15 protein-coding genes are annotated in these 15,823 nt (G+C 62.1%); 5 read left to right on the top strand and 10 right to left on the bottom strand.

Annotation, left to right across the window (positions count from 1 at the left end):
* Nucleotides 1–338: 338 nt before the first annotated feature.
* Entirely contained in the window at nucleotides 339–1,130 is a 792-nt protein-coding gene (locus ACIQTW_RS11715) for a tryptophan-rich sensory protein (protein WP_402936954.1), read from the bottom strand.
* Between the two features lie 111 nt (nucleotides 1,131–1,241).
* Between ACIQTW_RS11715 and ACIQTW_RS11710 the strand changes: the two genes are divergently transcribed.
* Nucleotides 1,242–1,781, top strand: a complete 540-nt coding sequence (locus ACIQTW_RS11710) for a MarR family transcriptional regulator (protein WP_309073854.1) — start codon at nucleotides 1,242–1,244, stop codon at nucleotides 1,779–1,781.
* Here the strand turns inward: ACIQTW_RS11710 and ACIQTW_RS11705 are convergent.
* Genes ACIQTW_RS11705 through idi form a run of 6 tightly spaced genes read right to left on the bottom strand, consistent with a single transcriptional unit; the run spans nucleotide 1,776 to nucleotide 7,596 of the window.
* Nucleotides 1,776–2,987, bottom strand: coding sequence for a prenyltransferase (locus tag ACIQTW_RS11705; protein WP_402936953.1), 1,212 nt, complete (start codon nucleotides 2,985–2,987; stop codon nucleotides 1,776–1,778). The genes ACIQTW_RS11710 and ACIQTW_RS11705 overlap by 6 nt on opposite strands.
* A complete protein-coding gene (locus ACIQTW_RS11700) occupies nucleotides 2,984–3,334 on the bottom strand; it encodes a lycopene cyclase domain-containing protein (RefSeq protein ID WP_402936952.1) in 351 nt (116 codons plus the stop codon). Before ACIQTW_RS11700 ends, ACIQTW_RS11705 begins: the two co-directional genes overlap by 4 nt.
* Nucleotides 3,334–4,986, bottom strand: coding sequence for a phytoene desaturase family protein (gene crtI, locus ACIQTW_RS11695; RefSeq protein ID WP_402936951.1), 1,653 nt, complete (start codon nucleotides 4,984–4,986; stop codon nucleotides 3,334–3,336). The genes ACIQTW_RS11700 and crtI overlap by 1 nt, the downstream gene beginning before the upstream one ends.
* Nucleotides 4,983–5,906, bottom strand: coding sequence for a phytoene/squalene synthase family protein (locus ACIQTW_RS11690; protein WP_402936950.1), 924 nt, complete (start codon nucleotides 5,904–5,906; stop codon nucleotides 4,983–4,985). The genes crtI and ACIQTW_RS11690 overlap by 4 nt, the downstream gene beginning before the upstream one ends.
* Nucleotides 5,903–7,045 (bottom strand): polyprenyl synthetase family protein, encoded by a 1,143-nt coding sequence (locus ACIQTW_RS11685; RefSeq protein WP_402936949.1) that lies wholly within the window; start codon nucleotides 7,043–7,045, stop codon nucleotides 5,903–5,905. Before ACIQTW_RS11685 ends, ACIQTW_RS11690 begins: the two co-directional genes overlap by 4 nt.
* A complete protein-coding gene (gene idi, locus ACIQTW_RS11680) occupies nucleotides 7,042–7,596 on the bottom strand; it encodes an isopentenyl-diphosphate Delta-isomerase (RefSeq protein WP_402936948.1) in 555 nt (184 codons plus the stop codon). Before idi ends, ACIQTW_RS11685 begins: the two co-directional genes overlap by 4 nt.
* 103 nt (nucleotides 7,597–7,699) lie before the next feature.
* On the opposite strand from idi, the gene ACIQTW_RS11675 reads away from it, so the two are divergent.
* Nucleotides 7,700–8,287, top strand: coding sequence for a MarR family winged helix-turn-helix transcriptional regulator (locus ACIQTW_RS11675; protein ID WP_402936947.1), 588 nt, complete (start codon nucleotides 7,700–7,702; stop codon nucleotides 8,285–8,287).
* A gap of 28 nt (nucleotides 8,288–8,315) precedes the next feature.
* Here ACIQTW_RS11675 and ACIQTW_RS11670 read toward each other — a convergent pair whose 3' ends face one another.
* Complete coding sequence (locus ACIQTW_RS11670) at nucleotides 8,316–9,134, bottom strand: CPBP family intramembrane glutamic endopeptidase (RefSeq protein ID WP_402936946.1); 819 nt, start codon at nucleotides 9,132–9,134, stop codon at nucleotides 8,316–8,318.
* Nucleotides 9,135–9,307: 173 nt separating this feature from the next.
* Here ACIQTW_RS11670 and ACIQTW_RS11665 point away from each other — a divergent pair, with 173 nt between their 5' ends.
* The 3 genes from ACIQTW_RS11665 (at nucleotide 9,308) to ACIQTW_RS11655 (ending at nucleotide 13,143) form a co-directional block, all read left to right on the top strand.
* Nucleotides 9,308–10,426 carry an EAL domain-containing protein gene (locus ACIQTW_RS11665; protein WP_402936945.1) on the top strand — a complete coding sequence of 373 codons (1,119 nt, stop codon included), beginning with the start codon at nucleotides 9,308–9,310 and terminating at the stop codon, nucleotides 10,424–10,426.
* Nucleotides 10,427–10,541: 115 nt separating this feature from the next.
* A complete protein-coding gene (locus tag ACIQTW_RS11660; RefSeq protein WP_402936944.1) occupies nucleotides 10,542–11,846 on the top strand; it encodes a glycosyltransferase 87 family protein in 1,305 nt (434 codons plus the stop codon).
* A 109-nt stretch (nucleotides 11,847–11,955) separates the two neighbouring features.
* Nucleotides 11,956–13,143 carry a glycosyltransferase 87 family protein gene (locus tag ACIQTW_RS11655; RefSeq protein ID WP_402936943.1) on the top strand — a complete coding sequence of 396 codons (1,188 nt, stop codon included), beginning with the start codon at nucleotides 11,956–11,958 and terminating at the stop codon, nucleotides 13,141–13,143.
* Here the strand turns inward: ACIQTW_RS11655 and mptB are convergent.
* Together mptB and ACIQTW_RS11645 are read right to left on the bottom strand one after the other, a co-directional pair.
* Nucleotides 13,140–14,738, bottom strand: a complete 1,599-nt coding sequence (mptB, locus tag ACIQTW_RS11650; RefSeq protein WP_402936942.1) for a polyprenol phosphomannose-dependent alpha 1,6 mannosyltransferase MptB — start codon at nucleotides 14,736–14,738, stop codon at nucleotides 13,140–13,142. The genes ACIQTW_RS11655 and mptB overlap by 4 nt on opposite strands.
* Nucleotides 14,739–14,912: 174 nt before the next feature.
* Nucleotides 14,913–15,800, bottom strand: coding sequence for a GDSL-type esterase/lipase family protein (locus ACIQTW_RS11645; RefSeq protein WP_402936941.1), 888 nt, complete (start codon nucleotides 15,798–15,800; stop codon nucleotides 14,913–14,915).
* Nucleotides 15,801–15,823 lie beyond the last annotated feature (23 nt).

The following is a 15,823-nucleotide window of genomic DNA, read 5'->3' as shown; positions in this document are numbered from 1 at the left end:
CGGATTTGGTCGATCAGCCCGGCGCTGTCGACGCCCAAACGGACAGCACTCAGGAGCGCGAGGACATCGGAAACACGGGGCCCATCCGGGGAGCCACCACCCACCGGAGCACGCAGAAGCGCGAGCGCACCAATCGTCTCGTCCTCCGGTATTTGCTCCATGCCCCCACTCTTCCAGCCAGCAGAAGGCGCAATAAGACAGCAATTCTCCTATGTGGAAAACCAACCAGCACGCCCAGCACGCCCCGCCCCCGCCCCGCCCTTGTCCGTGCGGCTCACCCCTTCAACCGCCCGCGCAGCGAACGAACGCGGGTTTCGTAACCAGCGAGCGGACAAACGCTAGCGCCCGGCCAGCACCGCCCGCGTCCGCACTGTGATTGCAGCGCCGAGAACCAGGGCAGCAGCAACAGCCGCCGCGATCGCTGTCGGGAATGACTCGGGTGCGTCGGCGCTGCGGCCCACCGTAATCCACACGAGGCCCCACGCGATTGCGGCCGCCAAAGCGAGGCGCCCGTGGCCCTTGATTGCCAAGGCAATGCCCACGACAGCGACCACCACCAGAACGGCGACGGACCAGACTTCGGGACGCAGCCCGAAGCCCCCAAAGCCTGAGGCCTTCAAAGCAGCCGCGATGTTGGCGCACACCGCCACGCTGGTCCATCCCAAGTACAAGCCGAGGGTTCCATCAACAACAACAGCCTCAACCCATGAGCCGGCCCGGCTCTGGCTGTAGCGCAGGAAAGCCAGCACAAGGGTCACCAGCAACGCCAGGATCACCAGGACGCTAAGCAAGAGCCAGCCAGCCTGAACGGTCAAGATCCATGCCGCATTGAGGATCATGGACACGGCGACGATCCAACCAAGCGACCGCTGCCGGATGCTGGAACGCTGAGACGGCAGCCATTGCCATACCGTGAAAGCGGCAAGCCCCGTGTAAACCACGGACCAAATGGAGAAAGCGGGAGTCGCGGGAGCCAAAAGGGTTGAATCGGCGGCCAAAGCGCCACCAGCTGCCTGCGCAATTGGTGTCCCACCGAAGACGCCAACGCCGATCATCGAACTAACGATGCAGACCACCAGGCTCACGGTGACCGTGATCTGCCGCAAAAGATCTGAGCTTTGGGTTGCCATTTGCCGAGCCTCTTTCCGTGTGGGATGTGCGGTGTCATGCATTCACGAGGTACGTGACCTAGTATCAAAATGCTAGTGAAACGAGCTTTACGCTTATCGAAGGAATATGGGATGGACTCGGAAGGCCACGCAAAGGGCTATTGGTACGGGAAAGACCCAGGTCAGAAGGCCATTGCCATTGATGTCCTGAACGCCTTGCGGGATTACCGCGCCTCCGAGCAAGCGATGCGTCGCAGGACCCGCTCGTCCATGGGAATGGGTGAGAAGGATTTGCTGGCCCTGCGCTATCTCTTCGAAGCCGAGGCCGCGGGCAAAGTGATGAAGCCGAAGGACTTGGGCGACAAACTCGGCATAACCTCGGCGTCCATGACCACGCTGATTGACCGGTTGGTGGAGTCCGGCCACATACGCCGCGAACCCCACCCCACTGATCGTCGGGCCCTGATCCTGAAGGCCACTCCGGGCTCGGACCAGGAAGTGCGGCACACCTTAGGTGGAATGCACCGCCGAATGCTGGATGCAGCGTGCGCCTTAAGCCCTGACGAGTCGCAGGTGGTGGTGAACTTCCTGCAGCACATGCGCGAAGCACTGGACACGATCGATGAAGATCCTGCGAAACCTGAGGCCCCCGAACAAACACCGCCTTCATGACGCAAGGCTCCACTGCAGGATAAAGATGAGCGTCACCAGGAATCCTGAACCGTAGTTGAGCCAGATAAACCGCCGCCATGCCACATTGGTGCGTGCCGCCGTTGTATCCGTGACGTTCCAGTAGGGCGCGCAGTTGACGATGTATGGGATGGCGATGATAGCCGCGAGCGGCCCGGGCCATGGCGTGGCCAGCATCGCGAGGCCGGCAACAAGCCAGAGACCGACGGCGAGCCTCACCGTCCGGCGGGCACCGATGACGGTTGCTATGGAGCCAATGCCCGCTTGCCGGTCGGGTTCGATGTCCTGAACGGCGCCGAAGGCGTGGGCGGCCATTCCCCACAGGAAAAACGCGGCCAGCAGGATGAGCAGCCCCGCCGTCACGTCAGCGCCGGCCAGCGCCAACCCGACGACTGCGGGGCTCACGAAGTGCGTGCTCGACGTCAGCGAGTCCAAGACGGGGCGTTCCTTGAAGCGAAGTCCGGCCACCGAGTAAGCCACCACTGCGAATGCACTTACGGCCAGGCTGATCCACGCGGCAGGCCCACCTGCGAACGCCAACACCAGCAGGAACGGAATGTTGGTGATCGCCGCGAGCCACAGCATGGGCCGGTGAAGGTGTGGCTGGAGGAGCGCGCCTTCGATGCCGCCCTTGCGTGGATTCTTGAGATCCGACTCATAATCAAAGACGTCATTGATGCCGTACATGGCCAGGTTGTACGGGATCAGGAAGTAAAACGTGCCGACGATCAGAACCCAGTCGATCTCGCGGGTGGTCAAGAGCATGGCCGCGGCAAAAGGGTAGGCGGTGTTGATCCAACTGACGGGTCGTGACGCGAGCAGGGCCTGGGGGACGAGGCCTTTGAGGTTGGATGAACTGGAACTGGAACCGTCCCCTTTACGCTTCCGCGTCAGCCAAATCCACAAGCCGGGCAACGCCACGACGCCCGCCAGCGGATAAGCGAAATCCTCGATGGGGGCCAGGCCAATTTTGACGCCGAGGATGTGCGAAGCGTCGTAGTGGAAGAGTTCCATGCCGATCATGACGGAATCGAAAACAGCTGTGAGGACGGCCAGGGCCGCGAACGCGAGTCCTACGGCTTTCCAATGCCTGCCGGCCTCTCCGCGCCGGGCGCCATGATGAGCGAAGAGCACGCCGGCAACGGCTGCTGCGGCGATGAAGGCGAGCGCGAGCCACAGATACGTCATACGGTCTCCCGCTCTTTCTCGCTGCGGGTGGCCGGCACCCGATCAAGCAGCCGCCGCACACCCGTGTACAGGACCATCGTGCACAGCACGAGGAAAACCAGGAAGACGGGTTCTTCAATGGGCAGCTCCGGCGCGAGCAGCACCCCGGTGGCGATGGTGCCTTCCCCGCGCAGGAAGATCCCCAATCCGATTCCGGCCAGGTCCCAAGCAAGGAGGAACAAGACCCCGACGGCGGTCACGATTGCCGCTGCTTTTGCGTCCCGCCAGAAGAACAGGCGGAAACGGTGGTCGAGCAGGAGCATGCAGGTGATACTCAGCAGCAACGAGACCAAGTAGAGAACGCCCATCAGCCAATCCTGCTAGCTACAGGCCTCACAGTGATAGGGCCGCTGCTGTGATCGCCGCGGATTCGCTTCAACACCAGTTCGGCGCTGATGAGGCACATGGGCACACCAACGCCTGGAGAAGTGGTGGCACCCGCGTAGTAGAGACCACGGACGCGTTTGGAGGCATTCTGGGCCCGGAACATCGCGCTTTGCCGGAGGGTGTGGGCGGGGCCAAGCATGCCCCCGCGCCACGAGTTATAGTCTCGGGCGAAGTCGGCCGGGCCGACGGTGTGCCGGACCACCACACGTTCGCGGAGATCCGGAATATTGGCCCATTGGGCGATCTGGTCGATAGCGGCGTCCGCAGTTCTTTCAATCAGCACATCGCCGTTGCCATCAGCTCCACCAGCTCCCAACGATGGGTCGGCAGGGACGGGAACCAGGACAAAAAGGTTCTCGTGGTCCTGCGGTGCGACACCGGCATCCGTTGCGCTGGGTTTACAGACGTAAATGGATGCCGGATCCGGAATGCCCGGATCTTCTCCGAAAATCGAGGAGAAGTTTGCCTCCCAATCCCGGGTGAAGAACAAAGAATGGTGAGGAAGGGCCGGCAGCGAACCCTTCACCCCCAACATCACCAGCACAGCTCCGGGCCCACTGGTGCGGGACTGCCAGTACTTTTTGTTGTAGCTCCGGTCCCTGACGCCCAGGAGCTGGGTTTCGGTGTGGTGCAGGTCGGCGCCGGAGACCACCTGGTCGGCAACGCTGTAGTGCTCTGCCCCGGAGTTGTCTCGCCACTTGACGCCGGTGACCTCCCGGCTGTCCTTGCCGGTAAAGCCAGCGGGTAGGTTCAAGCCGTCAAAGCGCCCCAGCTTCTTGGTGTGTGTCGCCTCGCGGGTGGTGATCTTGAGGGCTTCGGCCCCTGTGTGGATCCTCACCCCGGCATCGACTGCCAGTGCTTCCAAACGTTCAACGAGCGCCCAAAAGCCGCCCATGGGGTACTGCACGCCGTCCCCCAGGTCCAAAGCACTCATCAGGTGATACATGGCCGGCGCATCGGAAGGGTTGGTGCCCAGGAAAACTGCCGGATAGCCAAGGACCTGGCGGAGCACTGGATGCTGGAATCGCTGGGACACGTATTTATCGAGCGGCGTCAGAAGCAGCTGCGCTAGCTTGGGCAGGCTGCGCACAACCTGTGGTTGAAGCAGCGCCTGAAGCTTGGTGAACGGGTTATAGAGGAAGAACCTTTCGGCCATTTCCGTGGTGTGCCGCGCGGAGGCGAGGTAGGACCTGAGCTCTTTGGAGCTCCCGGGCTCCAGGCGTTCGAAGGCTTCCATAACCTCGTCGCTGCCAAACGGGACGGTCAACGGGTCGGGCCGCACGCCGTCGTGGTTTGGTTCGCTGAAGATGCGGTACGCAGGGTTGAGGGTGCGGAGGTCCAACTGTTCGGCGGTGCTGGTGCCGAGCAGGTTGAAGAAGTGGTCGAAGACGCCGGGCATCAGATACCAGGAGGGGCCGGTGTCCCACCGGAAGCCATCCCGCTCGAGGCTGCCGGCACGGCCGCCCACCTGATCGCGCTGTTCGAGGAGCTGGACCTCGTGTCCTTCGTGGGCGAGGAGTGCGGCGGTGGCAAGCCCAGCGATGCCACCGCCGATCACTACTGTCCGGGTCATCGGTGCAACTCCATCCAGGTTGAGGCGACGGCGCGGGCGGCGAGCCCGGCTTTCACGGGATCCGGTACACGGACGCGGGAGCGGTAGAGTTCGTCCACCGTGGTCTGTTCGATCCTGTCGGTGAGCGCTTGGAACAGTGCAAGGGCGCTTCGGACAGCGGCCCTGGCGTCGCGCGGCAGCATGGGAATGACGGCGTTCGCGTCGGCCAGCTGTGCCCGGATCGTGCTGACCCAGCCCATGCGGTCGCGGTCCTCGAGATGGTCTGCGGTTCCAAGGTAGCTGCGTCCCAGCCGGGTGGTGTCGTCCGCAAGATCCCGGAGGAAGTTGATGTTCTGGAAAGCAGCGCCCAACCTGCTGGCGCCGTGCTCCAAAGCCGCAGCGTCGCCGTCGTCGATGTTCTCATCCCGCATGAAGACGCGCAGGCACATCAGCCCCACCACCTCCGCGGAACCGTGGACGTAGCCGTCGTGGGCATCGGCGTCGAAACGAAGTGGCGCGGGTGGGGCGGCATTTCGCTCCAGGAAGTCAGTGCGCTCGCCGAGGTCCATGCGCATGGAGTCAAAGAACGGGTCGATGAGTGAGTCATCGATTCCGGCGGTTCGGGCTGTCTGGGCGAATGCGTGGATGATGAGGTCGCTGCTGTAGCCGAGCTTGACCGCCCGGTGCGTCTCATCGATGAAGTGTTTGAGGGCTTCGCACTGCTCCTGGTAGCTCAGGCCGGCCTCCGCGGTCACACCGTCCACGAGTTCGTCGGCCACCCGTACCAGGGCGTAGATGTTGCGGACGTGCTGGCGGTGCCTGGATCCCAGCAGCCTGCACGCCAAGCCAAACGAGGTTGAGTACGCGGAAATGACCTGATTGGCTGCGCGCTCAGCCGTCCGGGTGAAATGCGTAAACGAGGTATCCATGGCGACGCTCATGATTGCCGCCCCTCAAGCTGTCCTGCGAGGTCAAGCAGGACGTTGCGTACGCTTGCCGGGATGGTGGTGGTCAGCTGATTGTTGAAGGCATGCACTTGTTCCTCGATGAGACCTTGGACGAATGCCTCGGCGCCGCAATCGCTGAGGTGCCGGCGGACGTGCTCGCCTTGGCCGACGCTGAGCTCAGGCATGCCGAAGAAAGGCTCGATGTCCGGCCATGCGTGCGTGGTCCGTGCATGGGCGATGATGGCGGTTTCCTTGCCCTCGCGGAGGTCTGAAAAGGGATCCTTGCCGTGGCGGCGAGGATCCCCGAAAGTTGACAGGAGGTCGTCCTGGAGTTGGAAGGCGAGCCCAAGATGCCTGCCGGCTGTTGCGAGCGAATTCTCGACGGCGAAGTCGGCACCGGCCAGCGTAGCGGCTGCACGCAGCGGGAGCTCGAAGGTGTAAGTGGCGGTTTTGTAGCCGCACATCACCAGGATGGTCTGGAGGTCCGGGGCTATGGCGCCGTCACCGAGGCCCACATCCAGTTGTTCGCCGGCCACTGTCTCGTTGATGGTGTGTTCCAGCAGGTCCAGGAGCCGCAGGCGAAGCTCGTGCGGGAGATCCGCGCGGGCGAAGGACTGGTGCGTAGCCGCGAGGAGCATGTCGCCCATGAGTATCCCGCCGGTTTGGGCCCAGTGGAGGCTGCTCCCGGCGCGGGTTCCACGTACGCCACCAGTACCGTCAGTGCCGGCACGTCCGTCCGTGCGTGCGGTGGCTTCCGCGAGGAGGGAACCGATCAGGTTGGGGTGCCCGCGTCGGACGAGGTCGCCGTCGATCACGTCATCGTGCAGCAGGAAGGCGTAGTGCAGGAGTTCAATGGCGGCGGCAATACTGATCGCTGTCTCGCGCTGACGTGAGTCGTCAGAGTCGTACTGTTGATGCCGCTGGGAGAGTGCGTCGTACGTTTCCATGAGCAACAAGGGCCGGACAAACTTGCCGCCCAGGACGTTCCGGCCCGCGAGCGCCCACAGCCTGGCGAAGTCCGGGCCATAGGCAGTTGCCGCGCTGGCCCGCTTGCCGATGAGTCCGCTCAGCTCGTTTTCGATCGCGGCGCAGAGATCGGTGCGTCCGCGTAAGCCACTTGAGGTGATGGTCATGCTTCGGCTCCAGCTTGGAGTGGCAAGGCGTTCGCCTTGAGGAGCTCCGGAAATTGAAGCCCGAGCCAGGGGCTGAAAGCGGACGGTGTGTGTTCCAAAGCATCGGCCAGCAGCGCGGGTGAGATCCAGGCCCAGTCCGCTACCTCGGAGGGATTCGGCTTCAACACCCCGGTGATGTGGGCTATGTAGACAGGGCAAATTTCGTTTTCCACTATGCCCGTCGGATCTACTGCCCTGTATCGGAAGTGGGGGAGGACCAGTTCGATCCTGGTGGCGTCCACCCCGAGTTCGAACTGGGCACGCCTCAGGACAGCATCCTCGAAGTCTTCACCCGGACCGGGGTGGCCGCAGAAGCTGTTGGTCCACACTCCGGGCCACGTTTTCTTCTCGGGTGAACGGCGGGTCAGGAGAACTTCTCCGGCGTCGTTGAGCAGGTAGCAGGAGAAGGCGAGGTGGAGGGGCGTATCCAGTGTGTGAACTCCTGCTTTGGGGGCCTCGCCAATGGGCGCCCCGGCGTCGTCAAGGAGGACCACCATCTCTGTCGCGTTCATGTTGCGCCTTCCTCCACACCCTGTTTCTGCCCGAAACCTCAATATTGCTAGACAAGCTAGAAGAAAGGCTACCATGTAGGAAGTTAGGTGTAACATACCAAACATGTCCAGTCCTGAAGAGATACCTGAAGAAGCCGGGACCCCGGTTTCCGCTGGCATCTATGACTTGGACGCCAACGATCCTCATCAGGAACTAGTGGATCGCTCCGACCTCTCCGAAGCGGATGTCCAGCAAATCAGCGACGTCATGGCAGCGCTGGGAAGATTGCGCGAGGCTGAACAGCGCCTCTCCGACGCCTCGCTTCGGTACATGAAACTTAACCAGTCCGATATGCGCGCACTGCACTACCTGATTGTCTGTGCCAACCATGGCGTGATAGCCACGCCAGGCGCAATAGCATCCCGGCTCAATATCTCGACGGCGTCAACAACCAAGCTGCTCGACCGGTTGGAACGCGCCGGCCACGTCACGCGACGCGCGCACCCCTCCGACCGCCGCGCCCTAGCCATCGCCATCACACCTGAAACGCACGAGGCTGCCATGAGGACCGTTGGGCGGCAGCAGGCCAAACGGTTCCTCGCGGCTGCCAGGCTGAGCCCTCCCGAGCGGGAATCGGTGATTCGATTCCTCGATGACATGGCACAGGAGATCGAAGTTTCAGATGAAGCGTGGGCAGGTTCGGGGACGTAGGACTGGCACTCCGGCTCGGAAAGATGGACTAGTACAGGAAGATCGGCAGCCAGTCACGGTTGTGTGCATGCACTAGAGCGAGGAACAGGACGAAGTCGAAGAGCAGGTGCACCGACACCACGTACGTGAACGACTTGGTGAGCTTGAACGTGTAGCCCTGCAGCAATGCGAACGGGAACGTCAGGAGCGGACCCCATGCCTGGTAGCCGATCTCCCACAGGAATGACGAGAAAACCACGGCTTGAAGAAGGTTGGCCAGCCAGTCCGGAAAATGTTGCCGCAGCAGGGTGAATGTGGTGCAGATGAAGAACAGTTCATCCCAGATACCCACGGCGTTGACGCCCAGGAACAGCCGCCAGAAGATTTCGGGATCGGAAGCATCCGGCCAGTTTTGGTAGACACCGGTCCTGATCAGGTACACCGGCAGGATGAAGTATCCCAGCGCCACTACACCTATCAGGTACAGCTTCGCTGCCAGCGGCCACTTTCGGCCGGTGTTCACGGGAAACTTGATGATGTCCTCGCGGTAGACGAACCGGGACACCAGCCATGGCACCAGCACAGCCAATGCCAGGGCGCCGCCCATGAGGGCCATGTGCTCTGTGCTGAGGTCGGCGTTGAGCGGTACCAGGCTGAAGATAGTCATACCTGCCGCGATCAACGCGAGGTGTCGCATCAGTCGGTGGTCGATGAAAGCCGCGGTGGCCACGCTCGCCACCAGCAGGCCATAGCCAAGCAGCTCGTTGCCTATTGCAAAGAGAGGCACGCCGGACAAGGAAAGCAACGCCGCCGGCAACAGCTTCCAACTGAGTGCGGTGCGGGGTGATTCCGTTGAAATGGATGTCACCCCTCCAGCATGTCAGGGCTTGCCGTCCAATAACACGTTTTCCCTCGTCAGGAGTCACCCCGGTGTCTCAGATGGGCTGATTCCTCTGTAAGATTCGTGACAAGGCCCACACGTTTCGTGGGGGTCATGTCATGGCTGGCTTCGCCAGTGGGGGACACACAAAGGAATAATTAATGGCTCAAGACGCGGGCTCTTTTAAACCGGAAAGCGGCAGCTCACCGAAGGATGACGCTGCTGCCGCCGATGACGCTGTTACGGCGCCGGCAAGCGAAGACATGACCATGCGCGAACAAGTGCTGGACATCATTGAATCCATCCTTTCCGACAGTGATGCCCGGAGCGAAGGAGCGAGGAACAGCCTTCGTGCGTTGCTTGAGGCACGTCCCGAGGATCCCGAGCGCGCCTTGTTGGAGCACTTGCTAGAGACCCGCAAGACACCAGGTTCAGTGGCCAAGGTCCCCGTTCAGCGTGAAGTTGCCAGCCTGCACTTGGAGTCCTCGGACACAGCCCGGACGGTGTCGGTCCCCGTCAGCCACGAAGTCCGCGAAGGCATCCAGTCGATCCTGGCGGACAAACTCTTGCTGACAGCCTTCCAGCCCGTCCATGCACTGCCCGGCGGCGAGGTGGTTGGCGTAGAGGCGCTCACCAGGTTCGTCGGAGAGGACGGAGCCGGAGCCGATGTCTGGTTCAATGAGGCTGCGGCAGCCGGGTTGGGCACGGAACTCGAAATTGCGGCGCTGCACTGCGCCCTGACGGCAGCGCACGACGTCCCGGAGAACATGTCCGTGGCGCTGAACCTCACCCCCGCAACTTCCAGCGACCCCCGTGTGCGGAACCTTCTGGCTGCGGCGGCACTTGCCCCGGACAGGATCATTGTTGAATTGACGGGCAGCTTGGAATCCGTGGAAGGGCAAACGGGCGACGACGGCCTGGGACCGCTGCGTACCCTGGGCCTGCGGCTGGCCATCAGTGCCTCCGGAGCCGCCTTGGTTTCCATGGAGCGGATTGAACAGTTGCGCCCCGACATCATCAAGCTGGACCGCCATCTGATTGAGGGAATAGAAAGCAGCGACGGTCAGAAAATCCGGGCCAGGGCCATCGTGGAGCTTGCCCGGGAGATCGGCGCGGACATAATTGCGGAAGGCATCGAAACCGCCGCCGAGCTTGACGAAGTCACCGCGCTGAAGGTCACAGCAGCGCAAGGTTACCTCCTGGGGCGACCCTCCGTTCACCCGTTGGATTGGTCCGCATGGAGCATACGCGCGCAGACGGAAGCCCAGCCCGCAGGCTAGGCAACTGCCGGGCGTTTGGGTGACTCGCGTAAAGTAGCATGCGGGGGTTTTTCGGTCCCAAGAAAATTGGGGATTGCTGAGGCAAGGACCCACCTAGCCAGGAAGTTCTTCGTTGATGGACAGTTTTTTCAGTAAGCTCGCGGAAATTCGCGGTAAAACAATCCCAGCGAGGTTGGCGGCACGCATGAACTCCCCGCGGGGCCTGCTCTGGGGCTTCGTGGTGATTCACCTGGTGTTCCTGGTCTTTGGTGCCGTGCTCTCGTTGCGCGGCGAAGCCTTCAGCGACACCTTTATCTACCGTGAATGGGCGCTGGCCGGATTCGACGAAGCAAACCTCACGGGGGGACCCAGCCCTTGGGTCTACCCCATTCTGGCGCTGATCCCCATGGGCTTGGCTGGTGTAGCCGGTCCTGGCCCTTTCTTCTTCCTTTGGGTCCTGCTCACCACACTGTTGAACGGCTGGGCGGTGCTGAAACTCACCGACCGCGGCCGCCGGCAGGAAGCAATCCCGGCTGCTTGGTGGTGGCTGGTATTCGTCTTCCTCATGGGCTGGTTGGGCTTCGCCCGCGTTGACGGACTGACTGCCCCCATAGTCCTCGTGGCCCTTGTTTACGGTGTTACACGGCCCTTCGTCGCGTCGGTCCTCCTGAGCGTCGCCACCTGGGTAAAGGTGTGGCCCGCCGCTGTGATGCTGGCCCTGTTCGCAGTGGTCAGGAAACGCCTGCACGTTGTGGCGGCAGGAATTGCGACGACGGCGGTTGTGGTTGCGCTGGCTGCGGCAGTTGGTGCCGTCCCCAAGTTGCTGAACTTCCTGACACAACAGGGAGATCGCGGCATGCAGCTCGAAGCGACCTTCACCACCCCTTGGTTGTGGTTGTCCGTCCTCGGCATCGGGGATTCCCGCATGTACATGAATACTGACATCAACTCCATGCAGGTGGACGGGCCCGGCACTGCGGTCATGTCCGTGCTGATGCAGCCCCTCCTCCTGCTGGCAGCGGCCGCCGTCGCCGGTTTGACCTTCTGGGCCCTGCACCAAGGCAAGCTCAACGGCGGAGTGGACCGGACGGAACTCCTGCTTTCCGGAGCCCTCACACTGGTGACCGCCTTCATCGTTTTTAACAAGGTGGGTTCACCGCAGTTCATGGTGTGGCTGGCACCGGCGGTTGCTGTGGGGCTGGCGCACAACTGGAAAGAGTGGCGCGTTCCGGCCACCATGCTGATCGTGATCGCCGTTGCTACCTACTTCATTTACCCGCTCTTCTACGATGCACTGAGCCACAACAATCCTTGGATGGCCCTGGTCCTGACCATCCGCAACGTCCTGCTGGTGGTTCTCTTCTTCTGGTCGGCGCGTCGCCTGTATTCACTGGGCCGTAAGCCATCCGTGGTCACCGCACCAGCGGGCAAGGAGCACTAAGATTTCTGCGACGTTCTTTGACCAGCTGGTCCGTATCCGCAGCCGTGTCCTGCCTCCCGCAGTTGTAGCGTGGTTCGCCCGTCCCTCCAGCGTGTGGTGGGGATTTGCCGTGGTGCATTTCTACTTCCTGTGCTGGATGGCTTCCTTCTTCCTCAGCGGCAATACCTTCAGCGACACTGAGCAATACCGCCAATGGGCGATGGATGGCTACAATCCGGAGAACCTCAACGGAAAGATCAGCCCCTGGGTTTATCCCGTGCTGGCCCAGATTCCCATTTTCCTTGCGGGAATTGCCGGTCCGGACCTCTACCTATTGATGTGGACCCTGCTGATCACGGCCCTCAACGCCCTGGGCCTTTGGTACCTGACGCGCGGCCCACGACGGGTCACCGGGATCGCGCCCGCATGGTGGTGGCTGTTCTTCACCGTATTCATGGGGTACCTCAGCTTTGCCCGCGTTGAAGGCATCACCACCTCCATTGTTTTGATTGCCCTGATCTGCGCCGCCCAAAGGCCCGTTGTCGCCTCTGTCCTGTTGAGCATCGCAACGTGGATCAAAGTGTGGCCCGCAGCCGTGCTGGTACCCATCATCATCGCTTCCCGCAATCGGCTGCAGATGATTGCTGCCGGGGTGGGCGTCACCGCCGTCGTAGGTCTTGGAACCTACCTCGCCGGGGGCTTCAGCCACATCCTGGACTTCCTGATCAACCAGGGCGAGCGCGGCATGCAGTTGGAAGCTACCTTCTCAACGCCCTGGGTGTGGCTTAGTGTCTTCAACGTTGCCGGATCCAAGATGGCCGACAACACTGCCATCAACTCCACGGAGGTCTACGGACCCGGTGCCGAGGTTGCGGCGTTCCTGATGCAGCCGCTGCTGATCGTTGCAGCGATCGCGGCCGCCATCCTCCTGATTCGTGCACTCAAGCGCGGAGCCGAGCGTGAGGAGCTGTTCCTCGAAGGCGCCTTGATGATGACAACGGCGTTCATCGTGTTCAACAAGGTGGGCTCGCCGCAGTTCATCATCTGGCTGGCGCCTGTGATCATTGCAGGCTTGACGCACGACTGGAAACGTTGGAAGGTGCCAGCCGCCTTGTTGATGGGGATTGCCATGACCACGTTCGTGATTTATCCGCTGTTTTACACCCCGCTTATCCACGCGCACCCGATCATGGCTGCTGTGCTCACCACCCGGAATGTCCTGTTGGTGGTACTGCTCTGGTGGTCAGTGCAGCGGACTATTGAACTGGGACGCCGCGTGAACCGGGATGGCGCTCAGGCGGTCCCGAAGGCGCTTTAGCGGATAGTCGGAGGGCGGTGGAGCAGGCGACGGTCAGTCTGCCCCACCCAACGCGACAGTTTGCCTTGGACCAGCAGCCTACGGGTATGGATGTCCAGGAACACCAAGTAGAACGCGAACAGAAGCGCGATGGCGAAGGCCAACGAGGACAGGTCCACAGAGACCTCCACGAAGGACCAGACTGACAATTGGTCCTGCGCTCCGAAGACCACAAAGAATGTCACGCCGACGTACAGGCACCGCATCTGCCAGTCGTCCCTGATCCCCGTCACGGCCAGGAAGGGGACGAACCAGAGGATGTACCAAGGCTGGATGATGGGGGAGAGCAGCACGATCGCCGCGAAGGCGAGGGCCATACGCCGCACCACGCGGGAGTGGTCACCGCGGAACATCAGGACGAGGACCAGGGCCACAGCGCCCCACTTCATGGCCGCTCGAAGGACGTCCGCCATTGCATTGCCAGGCAGGCCCAAGGCGTTGCCGAGGAACTCGATTTGCTGGCCCAGGAATCCCGACGGCGAGTAGCCCGTGAACCCGGGAGTGGGGTCCGTGATGGCCCAGGCCCAGCCCAGGCCCAAGCCGTATGGGATGCCGCTGATCACCAGGACAGCGAAGCTGATGCTCGCGGTCGCGGCCCAGATTCCAAACTTCCGCGGCCATGACGCCCCGGCACCCGCCCACATCAGCCCGATGAAGGGCAGCAACAAAACGGTGGCCGGTTTGATCCCGATGGAAAGTGTGACCAGCAGGATGCCCAGTAACGGCCGTTTGGTGGCTGCGAAGTAGGTTCCCGCCACGGCGAAGCCCACCATGATGGCGTCGTTGTGGGCGCTGGCGACGAAGCTGATGAGGAAGAGTGGGTTGGCAACCGCAATCCAGAGCGCCCGGGCACCATTGATCCCGTGAAGCTCCGCGAGTTTGGGGACGTACACAACGCACAACAGCACCCCGCCGGCGGCCAAAAGCCGGAAGAGCAGGACTGACACGTCCGGCTGGGCGCCCGTAATGGCAACCACGGCGTGGGCCATCCACAAGAAGTAAGGCCCGTACGGAGTGCGGGCTTCCGCCCATGCCGGGTCCGCGCCCAAGGCGAACCAGTTGTTCAGAGCCGAGATACCGACGTCGTAAGGGTCTTGGCCTTCCATCATCAGGCGGCCCTGGCCTATGTACGCGTAGACGTCACGCGAATAGACGGGCACAGCGAACAGCAAAGGAAGGGACCACGCCCCGATCGCCGCAACGATCGGTTTGAGCGAATTCCCTTCCCAGTTGCCCATTCGTTGGCCCAACCTCAGCCAGGACCGCACCAACAACATGGCACCCACGGTCAGGAGGACGGCGGAGACGGTCACGCCCCAGCCTTCAGTGCGGAGTGCAATGACTATTGGGTGGCGGATCATGGGGGATCCATTGGCGATCCATCCGATGCCAATGGACCCGGCAAACATGAACAAGGATCCGAGGAAGCCTTGCAGGATGGCGGGATACGCTACTGGCTTTGTCCCGGGAGCTGCTGCCTTCGGGGCTTTAGTAGTGATGGGCTTTGTGATCGCTGAAGCCCCGGGATGCGGACTGGGGGTACTGCCTGCCGTCATGACTGGTCGGTTCCCCCACTCACGGTATGGCGCTCCTAAAAAACAAACGCGGATTGATGCCGAAGAGCTTGTACTTGCGGCAAGTGAAATTTTAGCGTCGATCCAGCCAACACCACCACAGGCGCGGCAAAGGGTGACGGACTCCATAGCTACGCCACGGAATAGTCCGGGGTTTCAGGCCTGGTCCGGGATATGCCTCGGATCTTGGCCTATATATGCGCCGGGAGGCATACTAGCTCCGAAGACAGGCCCTGGCTCCGGTCTTTTGGGTTGGTGTCCGTCTTCGCCGTTTCGCTGCGTCAGGCGACGAACCACCCACGGAAAGAGATGTTCCCGAGCCCAGATGATGTCGCCCACCCGGGCCTCACGCCAGTTCCGCTCCGGTAGGGGCTTGGGCGTCAAAGGCTCCAATGAGTGCGGAACGTTGAGGGTGTCCAGCACCATGATGGCGATGGTGTGCTGACCGAGTGGAGAGAAATGCAGCCTGTCCGGATCCCACATCCGTGGATCGGTTAGCATGCGGAGTGCCCAGAGATCTGCGATCACGGCATCATGGCGGGCGGCGACTACCCGGATGTTTTCGTTGTAGATGGCCACCTTGCCTCGGGTGCGGCCCAGCACAGGCGTCGCTCCCCAGTCCGGGCCGGTAAAGAGCACGATCGTGGCACCGGTGGATGCCAGTCTTTCCACACCCGCGTCCAGTTCAAGGGCAAGCTTGTCCGGATCGCTCCTGTGGAAGAGCAGGTCATTGCCGCCAGCGTTAAGGGTGATCAGATCAGGTTGAAGCTCGATCGCCGGGCCCACCTGCTCCTCGAGAATCTGGTGAAGCAGCCGTCCGCTGATGGCAAGGTTCGCATAAGCGAAATCCTCGTGGCCGGTGCTCAATTCTTCGGCGACCCGGTCCGCCCAGCCGCGGAGGCCTCCGGGGCTCCGTGGTTCAGGATCGCCCAAGCCTTCCGTGAACGAGTCGCCCAGAGCCACATAACGGCTCCACGGGTGCAGGCCAGCCCCGAAGCTACCGGAACCACCCTGCGCCAAACCGCTGGCACCGGGAGCGTTCATGCCTCCATAGTGCGCCGAATTGT

This window comes from Paenarthrobacter sp. NPDC090517, assembly GCF_044769165.1.
Lineage (GTDB): Bacteria > Actinomycetota > Actinomycetes > Actinomycetales > Micrococcaceae > Arthrobacter.
Note: the sequence above shows the minus strand (reverse complement) of the source record. Positions and strands in the feature narration are given on the sequence as shown.